This window comes from Amycolatopsis sp. NPDC104587, assembly GCF_055583645.1.
Genome location: NZ_JBVJNO010000025.1, coordinates 28,189 through 42,944 on the forward strand (window position 1 = coordinate 28,189; position 14,756 = coordinate 42,944).

Sequence of the window (14,756 nt, forward strand, 5' to 3'; positions counted from 1 at the left end):
CCTGTGACCTACTGTCGCTTTCCGCTGAACGGAGGTTGCCATGCACAAGCTGCTGGTCCTGTATCCCGAACCCGCCGATCCGGGTCACTTCCGCGACTACTACGTGAACAACCACCTCCCGCTGGTCACGCGCATGCCCGGCCTGCTCGCGTGGCGCTACAGCTTCGAGGTGGCCGCGACGCCGGGACAGACGCCTTACTTCGCGGTTTTCGAGGCCGAGTTCGCCGACGCCGCGGCGATGACCGCGGCGAGGTCGTCGCCGGAGGGCCTGCAGGTGGCGGCCGATGTCGCCAACTACGCCACCGGCGGTGCGGTCGTCATCCACTATCCGGTGCAGGACGGCGCCCGCTGAGCCGCCGGCACGTCAGCCGGCCGCTGCGACCGGGGCGGCGGCCAGGCGCCGCGACCGCACCGCGAGGACGATCATGACCGCCGGGATCAGCAGGTCGGTGACGAGGACGCCGCCGGTGTTGCCCGGGGCGTGGTCGCCGTTGGCGAACCACTGGTAGAGGTGGCCGATGATGGCTCCCCACAGGAACATGCCGCCGCCGAGCCCGATGGTGATGCGCTCGCGGGCCGACGCCGAAGCGGCGCGGAAGCCCATGATGGCCAGCCCGAGGTTGGCGAAGGCGATCTCGAACAGGAACGGCGTCCGGGGAAAGCCGATCGCGGTGGCCATCACGTCCGGGAAGGCGAGGAACGCCACCGTCATCCACAGGCTGCCGATGCCGAAGGCGCCGATGGCCCACCAGCGCTGCCAGATCTCCAGCCGCTCCCGGGCCGAGGTGGCGTGGCGGGCGCGCAGGGAGGCGCCGATGGCCGGGACCACGATCCAGACCAGGGGGAAGGCTGACTGGCCGAGGTAACCGAAGTTGTCCATGCCCTGAGTCTTGCATGGTTAACATTAACGCGTCAACACTCTGCTAGGCTGATCCCGTGGACGAAGGACTCGCAGACTTGCTGCACCGCGTGGTCATGCTGCTGGGCGACGCGGCCCGGCGGCGCACCGACGGCCAGGACGGCCTGACCTACAGCCAGATCCGGCTGCTCGGCACGCTGGAGGACATCGAACCGGCGACGCAGCACCGGCTGGCGCAGGCGTTGTCGGTGTCGGACCCGGCGATCAGCCGAGCGCTACGCCCCCTCGAAGCGGACGGCCTGGTCCAGATCATCATCGACCCCACCCACGCGCGGCGGCGGCTGGTCACGCTCACCGAGACCGGCCGGAAAGCCTTCCACGTCAACGGAAAACCGCTCTACGACGAGTTCCGCGCCGGGTTGGTCGCCGCCGGGTTCCCGTACGAGCGCTACCTCGAAGACACCCTCCGGCTGGCGGAGCTCCTCGAATCCGACTGACCACACCGCCGGCCGCACGGGCCGGTCAGCCCGCCACTTCCCGCGTGTACTCCAGCTCGAACCGCGCGCCGATGCGCTCCCAGAGCTCCAAGGACCGCTCGAAAGCGGCGGCGTCGCCGAACCTGCCGCGCGCCCGGGCGACACACGCGGCCGCCCAGTCGTTCTCCTCGGCCGTCGACTCTGCCTGCTCCAGCCGTTTCCCCGCGTCAGGCAGCTGAGCGACGACGGCCAGTTCCGCACCCGCCGCGTTCGCGTACGACCGGTACCACAGTTGCGGAAACTCCTGGAACGCGTTGCACACCAGGCGATCCGCGTCGGCCAAGTGTCCGTTGTGGACGGCCAGCCGAGCCTCCACGAAGGCCGTGGTTGCGGCGAGGCGGCCCGAGCGGGACTCGGGGTGACCGGCGAACTCCAGCGTGCGAGCCCGCCACAGCCCGTGGTCGCCACGCAGACCGGACGCCAGCTCCAGCACCTGCACCGACGGCGCCAGCCACGCCAGGAGCGGCGCCCCCGCCGCGCGCCACTCGGCCAACGCCCGCTCGCCGAGCTCGACGGCCTCGTCGAACCGGCCGGACAGCGTGAGCGGCGCCAGGTACTTGAGGCGCGACACGAACGGGTATTCGCCGTTGACCGGGTCTTGTTCCGTGGCCCGGGCGGCGATGGCCAGCGCGCCCGGCAGGTCACCCACCGCCAGCGCGCACACCGAGACCGAGTGGAACAGGTCGAACATCTCGATGCCGTCGGCCGGCCGGTGCCGGCTGAGCTGGGGCAGCAGGTCCAGCCGCTCGCGGGCGATGCGGTAGGCCTCGCGCAGCCGGCCCTGGCGCGCGGCGGCCGAGTTGGCGCTGTCCAGGGCACCCTGCAGCAGCGTCGGATCACCCGCGTCGTGCGCGGCTTCGACGGCGGCGGCCGGGTCGGCCTCGCCGTGCCAGGCCCGGGCGGTGGCGAGCACTGCCGCGTGCTCACGGTCCTCGGCCGGGATCCGCTCGGCCCGCGCCAGCAGGTCCGCGCGGCGGGCCGCGGGCACCGCGTGGCGGAAGTCCCCGACAAAGCGGGTCGCGAGGGTCACGGCCAACGCCAGCAGCACGGCCCGGTCCCGCTCGTCACCCGCGCGGTCGGCGCCGGTGAGGAGCAGCGCGAACGCGTCGTCGCCGTCGGCCAGCGACTGCGCGGCCTCCGACGCGCTGCGCAGGTCCCGGACGGCGTCGGCGGGCGCGGTGGCCCGGTCGGCCGCGGCGCGGTAGTGCGCGCGGGACTCGACGAACGAACCCCGGGCGAACGTCAGGTGGGCCAGCGCCCGGCCCAGCCGGTGCGCCACGGGATCCGGCTCCGCGCCGGTCCGGGCGAACGCCGCTCGCAGGTCGTCGACCACCTCGTCGCAGCGCGCCGCGCGGTCGTCGTCGAGCCCGGCTTCCAGCTCCCCCGCGACCCGGCTCGCCCACTCCAGGTGCGCCCGCAGGACGTCGTCGCGGTCTTCGTCGGCGGCGAAGTGTTCGAGCGCGAACGCCCGGACCGTCTCCAGCAGCCGGTACCGCGTGCGGTCACCGCCGCGCCGCACCACCAGGCTCTTCTCCACGAGCCGGCCGAGCAGGTGCGCGACCGTGCTCGGGCGCTCGCGGGGTGAGACGGCCGTCGCGGCGTCGAGGTCGAAGCCCGCCGCGAACACCGAGAGCCGCCGGAACACCGCGCGTTCCGCGGGCTCCAGCAGGTCGTAGCTCCACCCGAGCACGTCGCCCAGCGAGTGGTGCCGCGCCTCGCCGCCGCGGCCGCCGGCCACCGCCCGCAACCGGTCTTCGAGGGCGGTGAGAAGCCCGTCGACGCCGAGCGCGGCGGCCCGCGCGGCCGCCAGCTCGATGGCCAGCGGCAGCCCGTCGAGCCGGGCGCACGCCTCGGTGACCAGCGCGGGAGCGGCGGCGAACGTGCGGTCGGCGCCGCGGGCGCGGTCGAGGAACAGGGTCTCGGCGGCCGAGCCGAGCGGCAGCGGCGGCACCGCGTGCGCCTCCTCGCCGGTGACGCCGAGCCGTTCCCGGCTGGTGGCGAGGACCCGCAGCTGTCCGCCCGCGCGCAGCAGGGTCTCGACGAGCTCGCCGACGTCGTCGAGCACGTGCTCGCAGTTGTCCAGCACCAGCAGCATCACGCGGCCGCGGACCCGGTCGGCGACGCTGTCGAGCAACGGCCGCGGCGGGCGTTCGGTGACACCGAGCGCGGCGGCCGCGGCGGCCACCACCTGCCCGGGCGGGACCGGGACGAGGTCGAGGTACACGACGCTGGCCGGGAACCGCGAGGCCGCGGCCGCCGTGACGGCGAGCCGGGTCTTGCCGACCCCGCCCGGCCCGGTGAGGGTCACCAGCCGGGTCGTGTCGATCGCCGTCCGCACGGCCTGGAGCTCCTCTTCGCGGCCGACGAAGCTGGTCCGGGCCTCCGGCAGCACGGCGTCATCGGCCCGCGCCCCGAGCTCGGCCGCCTCGGCGGCGAGCGCGGCCAGCTCGCGACGGCCGGTCGCGCCGCTCTTGCGCAGCAGCGCCGACACGTGGCTTTCCACCGTGCGGGCGGAGATGTGCAGCCGGCCGGCGATCTGCGCGTTCGTCAGGTGCTCGCCGACGGCCGCGAGCACCTCGGCCTCCCTGGCCGAGATCTCTCCCCACGGCAGCGCACCCACCCCGGACATGATTCCGTACCCGATCCGTGGTGAGCACGGATGCCCGGACGGGCCGCGCGGCGCAGGCTCTCCCCATCGGAGGAACCGGCCACGGGAGGCACCGCATGCGACGCATCATCAACTCGACGTACATCTCGCTCGACGGCGTGATCGAGACCCCGCACCACTGGCCCTCGAGCGGCCCCGACGGCGGCCGGGGTGAGGCCGCGCAGACCGAGCTGCTGCTCTCGTCCGACGCGCTCATCATGGGCAGACGCACCTACGAGGGCTTCGCGCCCGTGTGGCCGACCCGGTCGGGAGATCCGGCGAGCGACCACATCAACAGCATGGCCAAGTACGTGGTCTCCCGGACCCTCACCGATCCCGAGTGGACCAACACGACGGTCCTCACCGGTGACCCGGTGGCCGCGATCGAGAAGCTGAAGGGCGAGCCGGGGGCCAACATCATCCAGTACGGCTTCGGGCAGCTGACGCACGCCCTGCTGGAAAATGGCCTGCTCGACGAGCTGCGCCTGTGGTTCCACCCGCTGCTCGTGCGCCAGGGCGGCCCGCAGGACCTGCTGTTCCGCGAGGGCTCCCTGACCCAGCTCGAACTGGACACGGTGACCAAGCTCGACTCGGGCATCGTGATCCTCGGCTACCAGGTCCGCTGATGGACTACCAGGGGTTCGTCAAGAGACTGGCCACACCGGAGGGCGTCACGGTCCCGGCGGAGCTGACCCACGGCGACGTGGTCGCCCGGGCGATCACCCGCGCCGACCTGGCCGACGACGTCGCGGGCATCAACGCCGGCCTCGACCTCATCCGGCAGACCCGCGGCGGCGGCTGGCCGACCGAAGCGGTCACCGAGGAGCACAACTACGTCGACCTGGTGTGGCACGAGTGCGAGTTCCGCGACGGCGGCTCGTACACCTACGTCCTGCGCGACCCGGCGGGCGGCTACCTGGGCTGCTGCTACCTGTACCCGATGGGCGGCCGCACAAAGCTCACGGAGGATCTGCTCGACCACGACGTCGACGTCAGCTGGTGGGTGACCCCGGACGCGTACGACCGCGAGTACTACTCGAAGGTCCACGAGGCGCTGAAACACTGGCTGGCCCACGACCTGCCGTTCCGGAAGCCTTACTTCTCGAACCGGCGGATCCCCGGATGACCTGAAGGAGCAGCACCGTCATCCCGATCACGACGACCCCGAGCACCGGCGACAGAACCTCGTGCCCGGCCGTTACTCCGCTCGCGACCGCGAAGAGCGAATGCCCGGCCAGCGCGCCGCCGATGAGGAGGATCCGGTGGTGGTCGGTGAACCCCTCGGTCGCCGACCACCGGGCGACCAGCCTGCCCACCACGACGGCGAGCGCGAGCGCGAGCACCATCGGGATCGCCACCCAGCCGCCGTGGCCGAGCGGGAACAGCAGCAGGAGGAACACGATCGGTGTGAGCCCGGCGACGGTGCCCAGGACGAGCGCGGCAGCCGGGAGGCCGGGGCCGGACGCGGGATCTTCAGCCGTGGCAGCACCACGAGCGCCACCACCCCGAGCAGAACGATGGCGGTCAGGGCCGGCGGCCGTGTCGCCGGAAGATCAGCGTGGTGAGGGCGGCCTGGCTTTCCAGTAGGTGACGTTGATCCCGAACACGCGTCCCCAGCCGGCCACGCCGTACAGGTGCGGGCTGGTCAGGGCTTGGAGCCCGGTCCGGCAGACAAGCTCGCGGGCCAGCAGGACACCGGCCCCGTACAGCGGCACCAGCAGCGGGAACGCGAGCCAGATCTCCGACAGGGAGATCCCGGTGAACCCGGCTTCGACGCAGAGCGAGGCCAGTGCGAGAAGGGCGTGGATCCGATAGCCGTGACAAAGGCACAACCGACCAGACGGCGACTGTCGCCGGAGGACCGCAGGCGGGAGATCATCGCCGCGACGATCGACACCGTCGCCGCGCTCGGCTACCGCGCCGCGACCTTTGCGAAGATCGCCGAACGCAGCGGGCTGAGCAGCACCCGGCTGATCTCCTACCACTTCGCCGGCCGCGACGAGCTGATGCACGCGACGGTGACCCACGTGTACCAGCAGCTGCAGAACCACCTGGACGCCCGGCTCGCGGCGGCGACCGGCCCCCGCGACCGGCTCGCGGCGCACCTCCGCGCGGTGGTGGAGTTCGTCGCCGGGCACCGGATCGCGATGCAGGCGCTGGCCTCGATCTTCGTGAGCTTCCGCGACGAGGCGGGCGCCAGCCCCACCTACGACGCCGACGCCGACCAGGGCGCGATCGGCGCCGTCGAGCGGATCCTGCGCGAGGGCCGGGAAGACGGCACGTTCCGGGCGTTCGACCCGTTCGTCATGGGATCACTCGTGCAGCGCTCGGTGGACGGCCTGGCGTTCCTCTTGGAAACCTGCCCCGACCTTGATCTCGACGCCTACGCGGAAGAGCTCGTCGAGACCTTCGACATCGCCACCCGGTCCACTTCGGACTAAAGGTCGACGACCACCTTGCCGTGCACGTGCCGGCCGGCCTGGAGCTCGGCCGCGTCGCGGATCCGCTCGACCGGGAAGCTCGCCGCGATCGGCACCCGCAGACGGCCTTCCGCGACCAGGCGGGCGAGCTCTTCCAGGGCGCCGGGAGCGGCGTTCGCGCCGTTGGCCGCCGCCACGCCGTCGACCTGTGCGGCGATGGTGCAGATGCGGCCGTCCGGCACGCCGAGCTCCCTCGCGGTGTGCACCGTCTCCGTCCCGTGCAGGTCGATGGCCGCGGTGACGCCGCCGGGTGCGAGGGCCCGGACCCGGTCGGCCAGGCCCTCGCCGTAAGCGACCGGTTCGGCGCCGAGCTCGCGCAGGAAGCCGGCCGAGGTCGCCGATCCCGTCCCGAGCACCCGCGCTCCCGCGATCCGGGCCAGCTGCACGGCGAACACCCCGACCCCGCCCGCCGCGCCGCCGATCAGCACCGTGTCCTCCGGGCTCAGGTCGACCACGGCGAGGGCGGCGGACGCCGTGCGGCCGGCGATCGCGAGGGTGGCGGCGGTGCGGTCGTCGACGCCGTCGGGCGTGTGGTGGGCCTCGTTCGCCGCCGCCCCCTCGGCCAGGTCGACCACGACGAAGTCGGCGACCGCGCGGGACAGGGCGCCGCCGAACACCCGGTCGCCGGGCGCGAAGCCGGTCACCCCGGCGCCGACCTGGTCGACGACGCCCGCGTAGTCGGTCCCGAAGCCGACCGGGAGGCTCAGGCCGAACCGGGCGGCGGTGTCCGCGTCGGCGGTGATGATCCAGTCCATCGGGTTCAGCCCGGCCGCGGTGACCCGCACCCGGAGCTGTCCCCGCTCGGCCTGCGGCGCGGGCACCTCCTGGACCTCCAGGACCTCGGGGCCGCCGAACGCGGCGAGCCGGACGGCCCTGCTCTGGTCTTGTGGCATGGAAACCTGTCTCCTCGGCCCGGGGAGCGCGTCGAAACGGACTATGCTCCGGTTACCTGACCGACCCTAGCACAACCGGAGCGTGTTCCACTTTGTCCGAGGCAGAGACGCGTCCGCCACGGGCCGACGCCGCCCGCAACCGCGACCAGCTGCTCGCGGTGGCGACCCGCGTGTTCGTGGCCGGCGACGAGCCGTCGATGCGGGCCATCGCCCGCGAAGCCGGGGTCGGCATCGCGACGCTCTACCGGCACTTCCCCACCCGCGAATCGCTGGTCGACGCGGTCTACCGAGACCAGGTCGTGCGGCTGACCACCGGCGCCCGCGAGCTGCTCGCCCGGCTGGCCCCGGCCGCGGCGATGCGGCGCTGGATGGACCTGTTCGGCGACTGGATCGCGACCAAGAACGGCATGCTCGACACCCTGGTCGCGATGATCGACGCCGGCGAGATCGCCCACGCGCAGACCAGGACCGAGCTGCTGACGGCCATCTCGACGATCCTCGACGCCGGCCGCGCGGCGGGCGACCTTCGCGCCGACGTCACCGCCGAGGACGTCGCCGCGTCCCTCATCGGCATCTTCACCGTGGCGCCGCGGCCCGGGCACGAAGCCCAGGCCGGGCGCCTGCTGAACCTCCTGATGGACGGCCTCCGCCCGGGCCGGGCCCAGGTCAGCGAAGCTTGAGCTCGGCCCAGGCCAGCAGCTCGCCGACCACCTCGGCGCGGTTCGTCTCGTTGAGGATCTCGTGCCGCGCGCCCGGGTACACCCGCGCCGTCACGTCCGCGATGCCCGCGTCCCGGTAGCGCTGCACCAGGACGTCGAACAACGCCAGGTTGCCGTTCACCGGGTCCTGGTCCCCCACCGCGAGGTACAACGGCAGGTCCGGCCGCATCCGGGCCACCTCGGCCGGGTCTGCCAGCCGGCGCGCGCCGACGAACATCGCCTTGGTGTTCGCCGGGTCGATCCCGAAGCCGCACAACGGGTCCGCGACGTAAGCGTCCACTTCGGACTCGTCGCGGCTGAGCCAGTCGTAGTCCGTGCGCGGCGGCTGGAACGGCGCGTTGAACATCGCCAGGTCGAGCGGCTGGTCCAGGTCCAGCGCCGGCTCGAGGACGTCGAGGGCCGCCGTCCCGGTCAGGATCACCGCCGAGACGTCCGCCGAGTGGTCCAGCAGGTACTGCTGCGCCGCGAACGACCCCATGCTGTGCGCCAGCAGCACGACCGGCAGCCCGGGGAGCTCCGCACGCGCGTGGGCGGTCAGCACCCCGATGTCGGCCACCAGCGCCGCCCAGCCGTCCGGGCCGAGGTCTCCCGGCTCCGCGGTGATCGACGCGCCGTGGCCGCGGTGGTCCTGCCCGAACACGGCGAACCCACGCTCGGCGAACGCACGCGCGACCCGCTCGTAGCGCCGGACGTGCTCCCCCATGCCGTGCGTCAGCTGAAGGATCCCGGCCGGCTTCCCCACCGGGTTCCACCGGTACGCGGTCACGGCTCCGGGCAGGGTGAACGTCGCATCGGGCATCGTCGCCTCCTCAGTCGGTCCATTGTGCGCCGTCGCGGACGAACCTCGCCGGGACGTCGACGACCCGGCTGCGCCGGAAGCCACGCGCGAGACGTTCCGCGGCGGCTGGTTCCACTCGGGCGACCCGGCGGTGGTCGACGGCGACGGCCTGCGCGTCTCGAGCAGGCGGGTGGCGGCGTCCGCGTCGGAAGACCAGCTGATCGCCGGCCCGACCAGGCGGTTGCGGCTCAGGAAGGCGCCGTCCCCGTCTCGGCGAACTCCAGCCGTTTCGCCACCGAGACGGCCTGGTCGGCGAACCGCTCGTAGAACCGCGCCAGCAACGCCAACCCCGTCGCCGACTGGACGCCGTGCCGCCAGTCGTCGCCGGTGATCCGCCTGAGCACCTCGGCGTGCAGCGCGTCGACCGCGTGGTCGGTGTCGTCCAGCTCGGCGAACCCGCCCGTCGCGTCCCCGGCGATCAGCTCCCCGAGCCGGTCGGCCATCCCCGCCCCGGTCGCGGCCATCTCCTCGAACACCGCCTCGAGCTCAGCCGGAACCGCGGGCTCGGGATGGTTGAAGCGGGCGGTGTCGGCGATGTGCGCCGCCAGGTCGCCCATCCGCTCGATCTTCTCCGCGGAGTACACCGCCGCGAGGATCGCCCGCAGGTTCCCCGCCACCGGCGCCTGCAACGCCAGCAGCGCCTGAGCCCGCTCTTCGCACTCCCCGCACGCCCGGTCGAGAACGGCGTCGGCGCCGAGCACGCGCTCGGCGAGCCGCAGATCAGCGGTCAGCAGCGCCTGGCTGGCCAGCCGCATCGACTCCCCCGCCAAGCCGCACATGTACGCCAGCCGCTCGCCCAGCTCGGTCAACTCGCCGTGAAACCTTTCCCGCATCGAAGCATGCTAGCGCCCTCCACCCCGCGAAACCGGGTGCGCGCTCCCGAAGTCCGCGGACATTCACGACGATTATCGTGGTAACACTCGTTCTCCGGCACGGATTCCGCTAGGGTCCCGTCTCGCGGGTCCGGCCGCTCCCTCCCCCTCGACGGCCGGGCCCGCCTCACGGCCGGCCCGCGTCCCCGGCCGCGCCGCGCTGCCCGGGTCACCTTCATCCACAGTGGACTCCCCGGGTTAACGGGCTTTAACCTCCGTCGAACCGGCCGCTGACCACGGCGGTCCTAACGTCGGCGCGGTGTCGTCCACGCCCGCCGTCCTCAGCACCCGGAAACCCCTCGCCGCCGCTGTGGTCGCGCTGGTGGTGTTCCTGGCGCTGCTCGCCTCGGCCGGTGACCTGCTGCCCTGGGCGGGCGGCTTCGACCTCGCCGTCCACCAGTGGATCGTGACGGACCGCGGCGCGGGCCTGACGTCGTTCGCCGCGGTGCTCACGACAACCGCGTCCTCGGCGTTCACCGCTCCGCTGGTCTTCGTGGTCGCCGCCGTTTCGACTCCGGGGCCGGTGCGGGCCCGGCTCAACCGAGCCGTGCTCGTCGTCGTGCTGATGCTGTTCGCCGTGCTCACCCGCTACGCGATCTCCGAGCTGATCGCCCGGCCCCGGCCACCGGCGGCGGACTGGGCCGTCGACGCCGGTGGGCTGGCCTTCCCGTCGGGACACACCTCCGACGCGACACTCGCCGCGGGCCTGATCGCCTGGCTGGTCGTCCGCCGCTTCGCCCGTGCCCCGCGGTGGCTGGTCTGGCTCGTCGCGGTGGCGTACGCCCTCACGATCGCCTGGACCCGCGTCTACCTCGGCGTGCACTGGCCCACCGACGTGCTCGGCAGCCTCGCCTTCGCCACCGCTTGGCTGTCGGGTGCCCTGGTCCTGCAGCGCATCGACGAACGCGAAGCTCGTCGGATGACGGCCGGTCCGGCCCGCTGACTTCCGGCCACAATCGACACCGTGAACAACGCCGCGATCACCTTCGGCCCGGCCCTCGTGGTGGTGCTGGTCCTGCTCGCCGTCGCGGGCGCCGCCGTCGTGCGCTGGGGAGAGCTCGGTCAGGGGCGGGCCGTGCTGGTCGCGGCCGTCCGGGCGGTCGCGCAGCTGGCCCTCGTGTCGCTGGTGATCACCGCCGTGCTGCGCTCGGTCCCGCTCACCGGCCTCTTCGTGCTGCTCATGTTCACGATCGCGGCGGTGACGTCCGCGCGCCGTGTCGGCGGCTGGGCGAACCTGCCGTGGACGGCGGCGGCCCTCGCGGCCGGCGTCACCCCGGTGCTGGCGCTCGTCATCGGGGCCGGCGTGGTCCCGCCGAAGCCGATCGCGCTGGTCCCGATCGCCGGCATCATCATCGGCGGCGCGATGACGGCGACGTCGCAGGCCGCCCGCCGCGCCCTCGACGAGCTGAAGTCCCGCCACGGCGAGTACGAGGCGGCCCTCGCGCTGGGGTTCACCCCTCGCCCGGCCGCGCTCGAGATCTGCCGCCCCTCGGCCGGCCACGCGCTGATCCCGGCCCTGGACCAGACCCGCACGGTGGGCCTGGTGACCCTCCCGGGCGCGTACGTCGGTGTACTGCTCGGCGGCGCCGGACCGCTTCAGGCCGGAATGACGCAGGTGCTGGTGCTCATCGGGCTGCTGGCCGCGGAAGCGGTGTCGATCTTGGTGACGGTCCAGCTCGTCGCGGCGGGCAAGCTCAGCCGGGCACGGTGATCCCGCGAAGGTGAAATATCCGGCGGACTTCCGACGACTCTCCTGCTGGCGCTGACCGGCAGCACTCTTTTCTTCTTGCACCGCTCCGCCCAGGCCACACTGGACCGAGCCCGCACGGAGCGGATGGGCGGTCGTCCGGTGGCCACGTCGCTCGGCGACAAGGCGGCGACGGCGCAAGCGGCCGCCACCAACGCCACTCGTGTCGCCGCCCAGCGCAATGACCAGCTCACCGTTGCCGTCAACGCTCGCACCTCGGCGGAGGAAAGCCTGCGCGGAATGTCCTGGAGCAACCAGACCATGCTGCAGGAGTACCACGGCATCGTGCTGCGTTCCGCTCGGTCGGCACGCGGCCTCACCATCGCCGTCTTGGTCTTGGGCCTTCTCCTCATCACCGTGCTCGGCATCGCCGCGGTCTTCACCGTCGACGGGGTGCCGCGCGCTCGTCGCGCCGGCATTCGGCGAGAAGGAATGACGGGGCCGGGCAAGCTCAGCCGCCGTGACCGTGCTCGAGAGCGCCCACCTCGTGGCCCTCGAAGCCTTCTGCGCCGAAGCCGTGCACCGCGCCCGCGATGATCGCCGCCGCGATCAGGAGTCCGATGAGGACGGTCACGATGATCAGCAGCCGGCGGCGGCCGGGGGTGGGCTCCGCGGCCCGGCCGCGCAGGACCGCGACGTCGGCGGCCAGTGCGGCGCCCGCGGCGGACAAGATCTGCCGCCACCGCTTCGGCGCATCCGGCGACGTCGCGGGCAGATCCGCGGTCAGCGTGGCCAGTTCGTGCCGGAAGCGGACCGACTCGAGCTGCCCGAGGCGTTCCTCGACCTCGTCCATCGTCAACCGGCCTTCGCCGGCCGCCGCGTAAAGGGCGGTTCGGACCTGTTCACGTTCCGCATCCGAACAGCGAATCCCCTCGGGCATCGTCGTGCCAGGTGCGTTCTCGCTCATCGTTTCCTCTTTCGTTCCGGGAAAGCACTTCTCCCGAGGCTAACCGCGGAAAACCCGGCGAACGTTAATCTTCGATGAGAGTTCGCCCCGGTCGCGCCGAACTCAACTACAGTCACCCTGTGTCATCAACATCGAGTGAAGGGACTCCGGAGTGCACTTGGTGATCGTCGACGACGAGACGGCGGTGCAGGACTCCCTCTCGCGCACGCTGCGGTTCGAGGGTTACCGCGTCTCCATCGCCGGTGACGGGGCGGCGGGACTGACGATGATCCGCGACGAGAGTCCCGACGGCGTGCTGCTCGACGTCACGATGCCGGTGCTCGGCGGCATCGAGGTCTGCCGGGTGCTGCGCGCCGAGGGCAACACCGTGCCGGTCCTGATGCTGACCGCCCGGACCGGGGTGACCGACCGGGTCGCCGGCCTCGACGCGGGCGCCGACGACTACCTCGTCAAACCCTTCGCGCTGCAGGAGCTGCTGGCACGGGTGCGGGCCCTGCTGCGCCGCACCGAGTACAACGCCCCGGCCACGCCGCCCGCCCCCGCGGCGCTGCGGTTCGGCGACGTCACCCTCGACCCGGCGACGCGGGAGGTCTTCCGCGGCGACCGCGGCCTGCACCTGACCCGGACCGAGTTCGCCATGCTCGAGACGTTCCTGCGGCACCCCCGGATCGTGCTCACCCGCACCGTGATGTTCGAGCACGTCTGGGGTTACGACTTCGGCAGCGCCTCCAACGGCCTCGACGTCTACGTCAGCTACCTGCGCCGCAAGCTGGAAGCCGAGGGCGAGCCGCGACTGTTGCACACCGTGCGCGGCGTCGGGTACGTCCTGCGCGAGGAACCGCTGTGAAACGCCTGCGCTGGAAGAAACTCTCCCTGCGGGCCCGGCTCGGCGTACTCGTCGCCGGAGCCGTCGCGGTCGCCGTGGTCACCGTGTCGGCGCTGTCCTGGAGCATCACCCGGGCCGACCTCTACGACCAGTTCGACGCCCGGTTGCAGTCCTACGCCCAGCTCGCGGCGAAGACCGCCTCGCCCGAGGAGGCGCTGGCGACCCTGCAGTCGGCCGAGGACCGGCCCCGGTTCGGCCACAACGGCGGCTTGACCGTGCAGTTCCTCTCGGCGACCGGCGCCGTCACCGGCACCGCGGGAGCGAAGCCGGAAATCCCGCCGTCGCCGGTGGACGCGCCGGTCGCCGCGGGCACCACCGGACGCGCCTCCGACGTCCGCCGCATCGACGGCGACCGGTTCCGCGTGTGGACGGCTCAGCGCTCCGACGGCGGCGCGGTCCAGGTCGCCCAGGACTCCGAAGACGTCGAAAACACTTTGACGCGGCTGGGTTTCTGGCTCCTCGTGGTGTCCGTCGCCGGTGTCCTCGGCGCCACGCTGGTCGGCCGCGCGATCGCGCGTTCGGCGTTGCGCCCGGTCGACGACCTCACGTCGGCGGCGGAGAACGTCGCCCGCACGCAGGAGCTGTCCGCGGCGATCGAGGTCACCGCCTCCGGTGAGATCGGCCGGCTGGCCACCTCGTTCAACGCGATGCTGACCGCGCTGAGCCGCTCCCGCGACGAGCAGCGCCGGCTGGTCGAGGACGCCGGGCACGAGCTGCGGACCCCGTTGACGAGCCTGCGCACCAACATCGAGCTGCTCATCCACGCCGACGCCAACCCCCAGCGGCAGCTGTCGGCCGAAGACCGCTCCCGGCTGCTGGCCGACCTCGACACGCAGGCCGTCGAGCTGACCGCGCTGATCGGCGAGCTGGTCGACCTCTCCACCGGCGAACGCCCGAGCGAGGAGACCGAACGCCTGGACCTCGCCGACGTCGTCGGCTCGGCGGTCGAGCGCACCCGGTCGCGGTGGCCGGCCGTCACGTTCGAGGCCGAGCTGGCCCAGGCCGACGTCGTCGCGCGGCCCGCCGCGGTGGAACGCGCGGTGCTGAACGTCCTCGACAACGCCGCGAAGTGGTCCACGCCCGGCGGGACCGTGCGGGTCGCCATGAGCGTGGCGGACGGCTCGGTGCGCGTGCGCGTCGACGACGAAGGGCCGGGGATCCCCGAGGCCGACCTGCCGCACGTGTTCGAGCGGTTCTACCGGGCCGACGCCGCCCGCGCCCTGCCCGGCTCCGGGCTCGGCCTGGCCATCGTCGAGCAGGTGCTCACCCAGCACGGCGGGCACGCTTCGGCGGCCCGGGCCGGCGAAGGGGGCGCGCGGTTCGACCTCGTGCTCCCGCTGGCCGCTTCTTAAGGAAACCGCGCGCGATCTTC

The 14,756-nt window shown here is 72.8% G+C and carries 17 protein-coding genes; 10 read left to right on the forward strand and 7 right to left on the reverse strand.

From position 1 onward, the window contains the following. Window positions 1-40: 40 nt before the first annotated feature. Window positions 41-352 carry an EthD family reductase gene (locus tag ACZ61C_RS46095; RefSeq protein ID WP_465314328.1) on the forward strand — a complete coding sequence of 104 codons (312 nt, stop codon included), beginning with the start codon at window positions 41-43 and terminating at the stop codon, window positions 350-352. A gap of 12 nt (window positions 353-364) precedes the next feature. Here ACZ61C_RS46095 and ACZ61C_RS46100 read toward each other — a convergent pair whose 3' ends face one another. Then, entirely contained in the window at window positions 365-880 is a 516-nt protein-coding gene (locus tag ACZ61C_RS46100) for a DUF6790 family protein (protein WP_465314329.1), read from the reverse strand. 56 nt (window positions 881-936) lie between these two features. Between ACZ61C_RS46100 and ACZ61C_RS46105 the strand changes: the two genes are divergently transcribed. Then, the gene (locus ACZ61C_RS46105; RefSeq protein WP_465314330.1) at window positions 937-1,356 is read left to right on the forward strand and encodes a MarR family winged helix-turn-helix transcriptional regulator; all 420 of its coding nucleotides are present in this window, start codon (window positions 937-939) and stop codon (window positions 1,354-1,356) included. 25 nt (window positions 1,357-1,381) lie between these two features. Here the strand turns inward: ACZ61C_RS46105 and ACZ61C_RS46110 are convergent, their stop codons facing one another. Beyond that, window positions 1,382-4,024: an ATP-binding protein gene (locus tag ACZ61C_RS46110; RefSeq protein ID WP_465314331.1), complete on the reverse strand. Its 2,643-nt coding sequence runs from the start codon at window positions 4,022-4,024 to the stop codon at window positions 1,382-1,384. Window positions 4,025-4,119: 95 nt separating this feature from the next. On the opposite strand from ACZ61C_RS46110, the gene ACZ61C_RS46115 reads away from it, so the two are divergent. Then, window positions 4,120-4,668 carry a dihydrofolate reductase family protein gene (locus ACZ61C_RS46115; RefSeq protein WP_465314332.1) on the forward strand — a complete coding sequence of 183 codons (549 nt, stop codon included), beginning with the start codon at window positions 4,120-4,122 and terminating at the stop codon, window positions 4,666-4,668. Further along, window positions 4,668-5,168, forward strand: coding sequence for a GNAT family N-acetyltransferase (locus tag ACZ61C_RS46120; protein ID WP_465314333.1), 501 nt, complete (start codon window positions 4,668-4,670; stop codon window positions 5,166-5,168). The genes ACZ61C_RS46115 and ACZ61C_RS46120 overlap by 1 nt, the downstream gene beginning before the upstream one ends. A gap of 427 nt (window positions 5,169-5,595) precedes the next feature. Here ACZ61C_RS46120 and ACZ61C_RS46125 read toward each other — a convergent pair whose 3' ends face one another. Continuing rightward, window positions 5,596-5,874, reverse strand: a complete 279-nt coding sequence (locus ACZ61C_RS46125; protein WP_465314334.1) for a hypothetical protein — start codon at window positions 5,872-5,874, stop codon at window positions 5,596-5,598. Between ACZ61C_RS46125 and ACZ61C_RS46130 the strand changes: the two genes are divergently transcribed. After that, complete coding sequence (locus tag ACZ61C_RS46130) at window positions 5,860-6,483, forward strand: TetR/AcrR family transcriptional regulator (protein WP_465314335.1); 624 nt, start codon at window positions 5,860-5,862, stop codon at window positions 6,481-6,483. The two genes, ACZ61C_RS46125 and ACZ61C_RS46130, sit on opposite strands and share 15 nt — an antisense overlap. Here ACZ61C_RS46130 and ACZ61C_RS46135 read toward each other — a convergent pair. Next, the gene (locus ACZ61C_RS46135) at window positions 6,480-7,415 is read right to left on the reverse strand and encodes an NADP-dependent oxidoreductase (RefSeq protein WP_465314336.1); all 936 of its coding nucleotides are present in this window, start codon (window positions 7,413-7,415) and stop codon (window positions 6,480-6,482) included. The genes ACZ61C_RS46130 and ACZ61C_RS46135 overlap by 4 nt on opposite strands. Window positions 7,416-7,507: 92 nt before the next feature. Here ACZ61C_RS46135 and ACZ61C_RS46140 point away from each other — a divergent pair, with 92 nt between their 5' ends. After that, window positions 7,508-8,095, forward strand: a complete 588-nt coding sequence (locus ACZ61C_RS46140) for a TetR/AcrR family transcriptional regulator (RefSeq protein ID WP_465314337.1) — start codon at window positions 7,508-7,510, stop codon at window positions 8,093-8,095. On the opposite strand, the gene ACZ61C_RS46145 is transcribed toward ACZ61C_RS46140, so the two are convergent. Then, entirely contained in the window at window positions 8,082-8,933 is an 852-nt protein-coding gene (locus ACZ61C_RS46145; RefSeq protein WP_465314338.1) for an alpha/beta fold hydrolase, read from the reverse strand. The genes ACZ61C_RS46140 and ACZ61C_RS46145 overlap by 14 nt on opposite strands. Before the next feature lie 227 nt (window positions 8,934-9,160). Then, window positions 9,161-9,805 carry a phosphate signaling complex PhoU family protein gene (locus ACZ61C_RS46150; RefSeq protein ID WP_465314339.1) on the reverse strand — a complete coding sequence of 215 codons (645 nt, stop codon included), beginning with the start codon at window positions 9,803-9,805 and terminating at the stop codon, window positions 9,161-9,163. 298 nt (window positions 9,806-10,103) lie between these two features. On the opposite strand from ACZ61C_RS46150, the gene ACZ61C_RS46155 reads away from it, so the two are divergent. Together ACZ61C_RS46155 and ACZ61C_RS46160 are read left to right on the forward strand one after the other, a co-directional pair. Continuing rightward, window positions 10,104-10,787 carry a phosphatase PAP2 family protein gene (locus ACZ61C_RS46155; RefSeq protein WP_465314340.1) on the forward strand — a complete coding sequence of 228 codons (684 nt, stop codon included), beginning with the start codon at window positions 10,104-10,106 and terminating at the stop codon, window positions 10,785-10,787. Between the two features lie 21 nt (window positions 10,788-10,808). Further along, window positions 10,809-11,555: an ABC transporter permease gene (locus ACZ61C_RS46160; protein WP_465314341.1), complete on the forward strand. Its 747-nt coding sequence runs from the start codon at window positions 10,809-10,811 to the stop codon at window positions 11,553-11,555. A 487-nt stretch (window positions 11,556-12,042) separates the two neighbouring features. On the opposite strand, the gene ACZ61C_RS46165 is transcribed toward ACZ61C_RS46160, so the two are convergent. Next, a complete protein-coding gene (locus ACZ61C_RS46165) occupies window positions 12,043-12,498 on the reverse strand; it encodes a DUF1707 SHOCT-like domain-containing protein (protein WP_465314342.1) in 456 nt (151 codons plus the stop codon). Window positions 12,499-12,649: 151 nt separating this feature from the next. Here ACZ61C_RS46165 and ACZ61C_RS46170 point away from each other — a divergent pair, with 151 nt between their 5' ends. Further along, window positions 12,650-13,345 carry a response regulator transcription factor gene (locus ACZ61C_RS46170; RefSeq protein WP_465314343.1) on the forward strand — a complete coding sequence of 232 codons (696 nt, stop codon included), beginning with the start codon at window positions 12,650-12,652 and terminating at the stop codon, window positions 13,343-13,345. Further along, on the forward strand, window positions 13,342-14,736 hold the full coding sequence (locus ACZ61C_RS46175; protein WP_465314344.1) for an ATP-binding protein: 1,395 nt from the start codon (window positions 13,342-13,344) through the stop codon (window positions 14,734-14,736). Before ACZ61C_RS46170 ends, ACZ61C_RS46175 begins: the two co-directional genes overlap by 4 nt. Window positions 14,737-14,756 lie beyond the last annotated feature (20 nt).

Bases quoted from the DNA above. Each gene is read 5' to 3' on its own strand.
- ACZ61C_RS46095 (WP_465314328.1), top strand. From the start codon at position 41: ATGCACAAGCTGCTGGTCCTGTATCCCGAACCCGCCGATCCGGGTCAC.
- ACZ61C_RS46135 (WP_465314336.1), bottom strand. From the start codon at position 7,415: ATGCCACAAGACCAGAGCAGGGCCGTCCGGCTCGCCGCGTTCGGCGGC.
- ACZ61C_RS46115 (WP_465314332.1), top strand. From the start codon at position 4,120: ATGCGACGCATCATCAACTCGACGTACATCTCGCTCGACGGCGTGATC.
- ACZ61C_RS46120 (WP_465314333.1), top strand. From the start codon at position 4,668: ATGGACTACCAGGGGTTCGTCAAGAGACTGGCCACACCGGAGGGCGTC.
- ACZ61C_RS46110 (WP_465314331.1), bottom strand. From the start codon at position 4,024: ATGTCCGGGGTGGGTGCGCTGCCGTGGGGAGAGATCTCGGCCAGGGAG.
- ACZ61C_RS46145 (WP_465314338.1), bottom strand. From the start codon at position 8,933: ATGCCCGATGCGACGTTCACCCTGCCCGGAGCCGTGACCGCGTACCGG.
- ACZ61C_RS46150 (WP_465314339.1), bottom strand. From the start codon at position 9,805: ATGCGGGAAAGGTTTCACGGCGAGTTGACCGAGCTGGGCGAGCGGCTG.
- ACZ61C_RS46100 (WP_465314329.1), bottom strand. From the start codon at position 880: ATGGACAACTTCGGTTACCTCGGCCAGTCAGCCTTCCCCCTGGTCTGG.
- ACZ61C_RS46165 (WP_465314342.1), bottom strand. From the start codon at position 12,498: ATGAGCGAGAACGCACCTGGCACGACGATGCCCGAGGGGATTCGCTGT.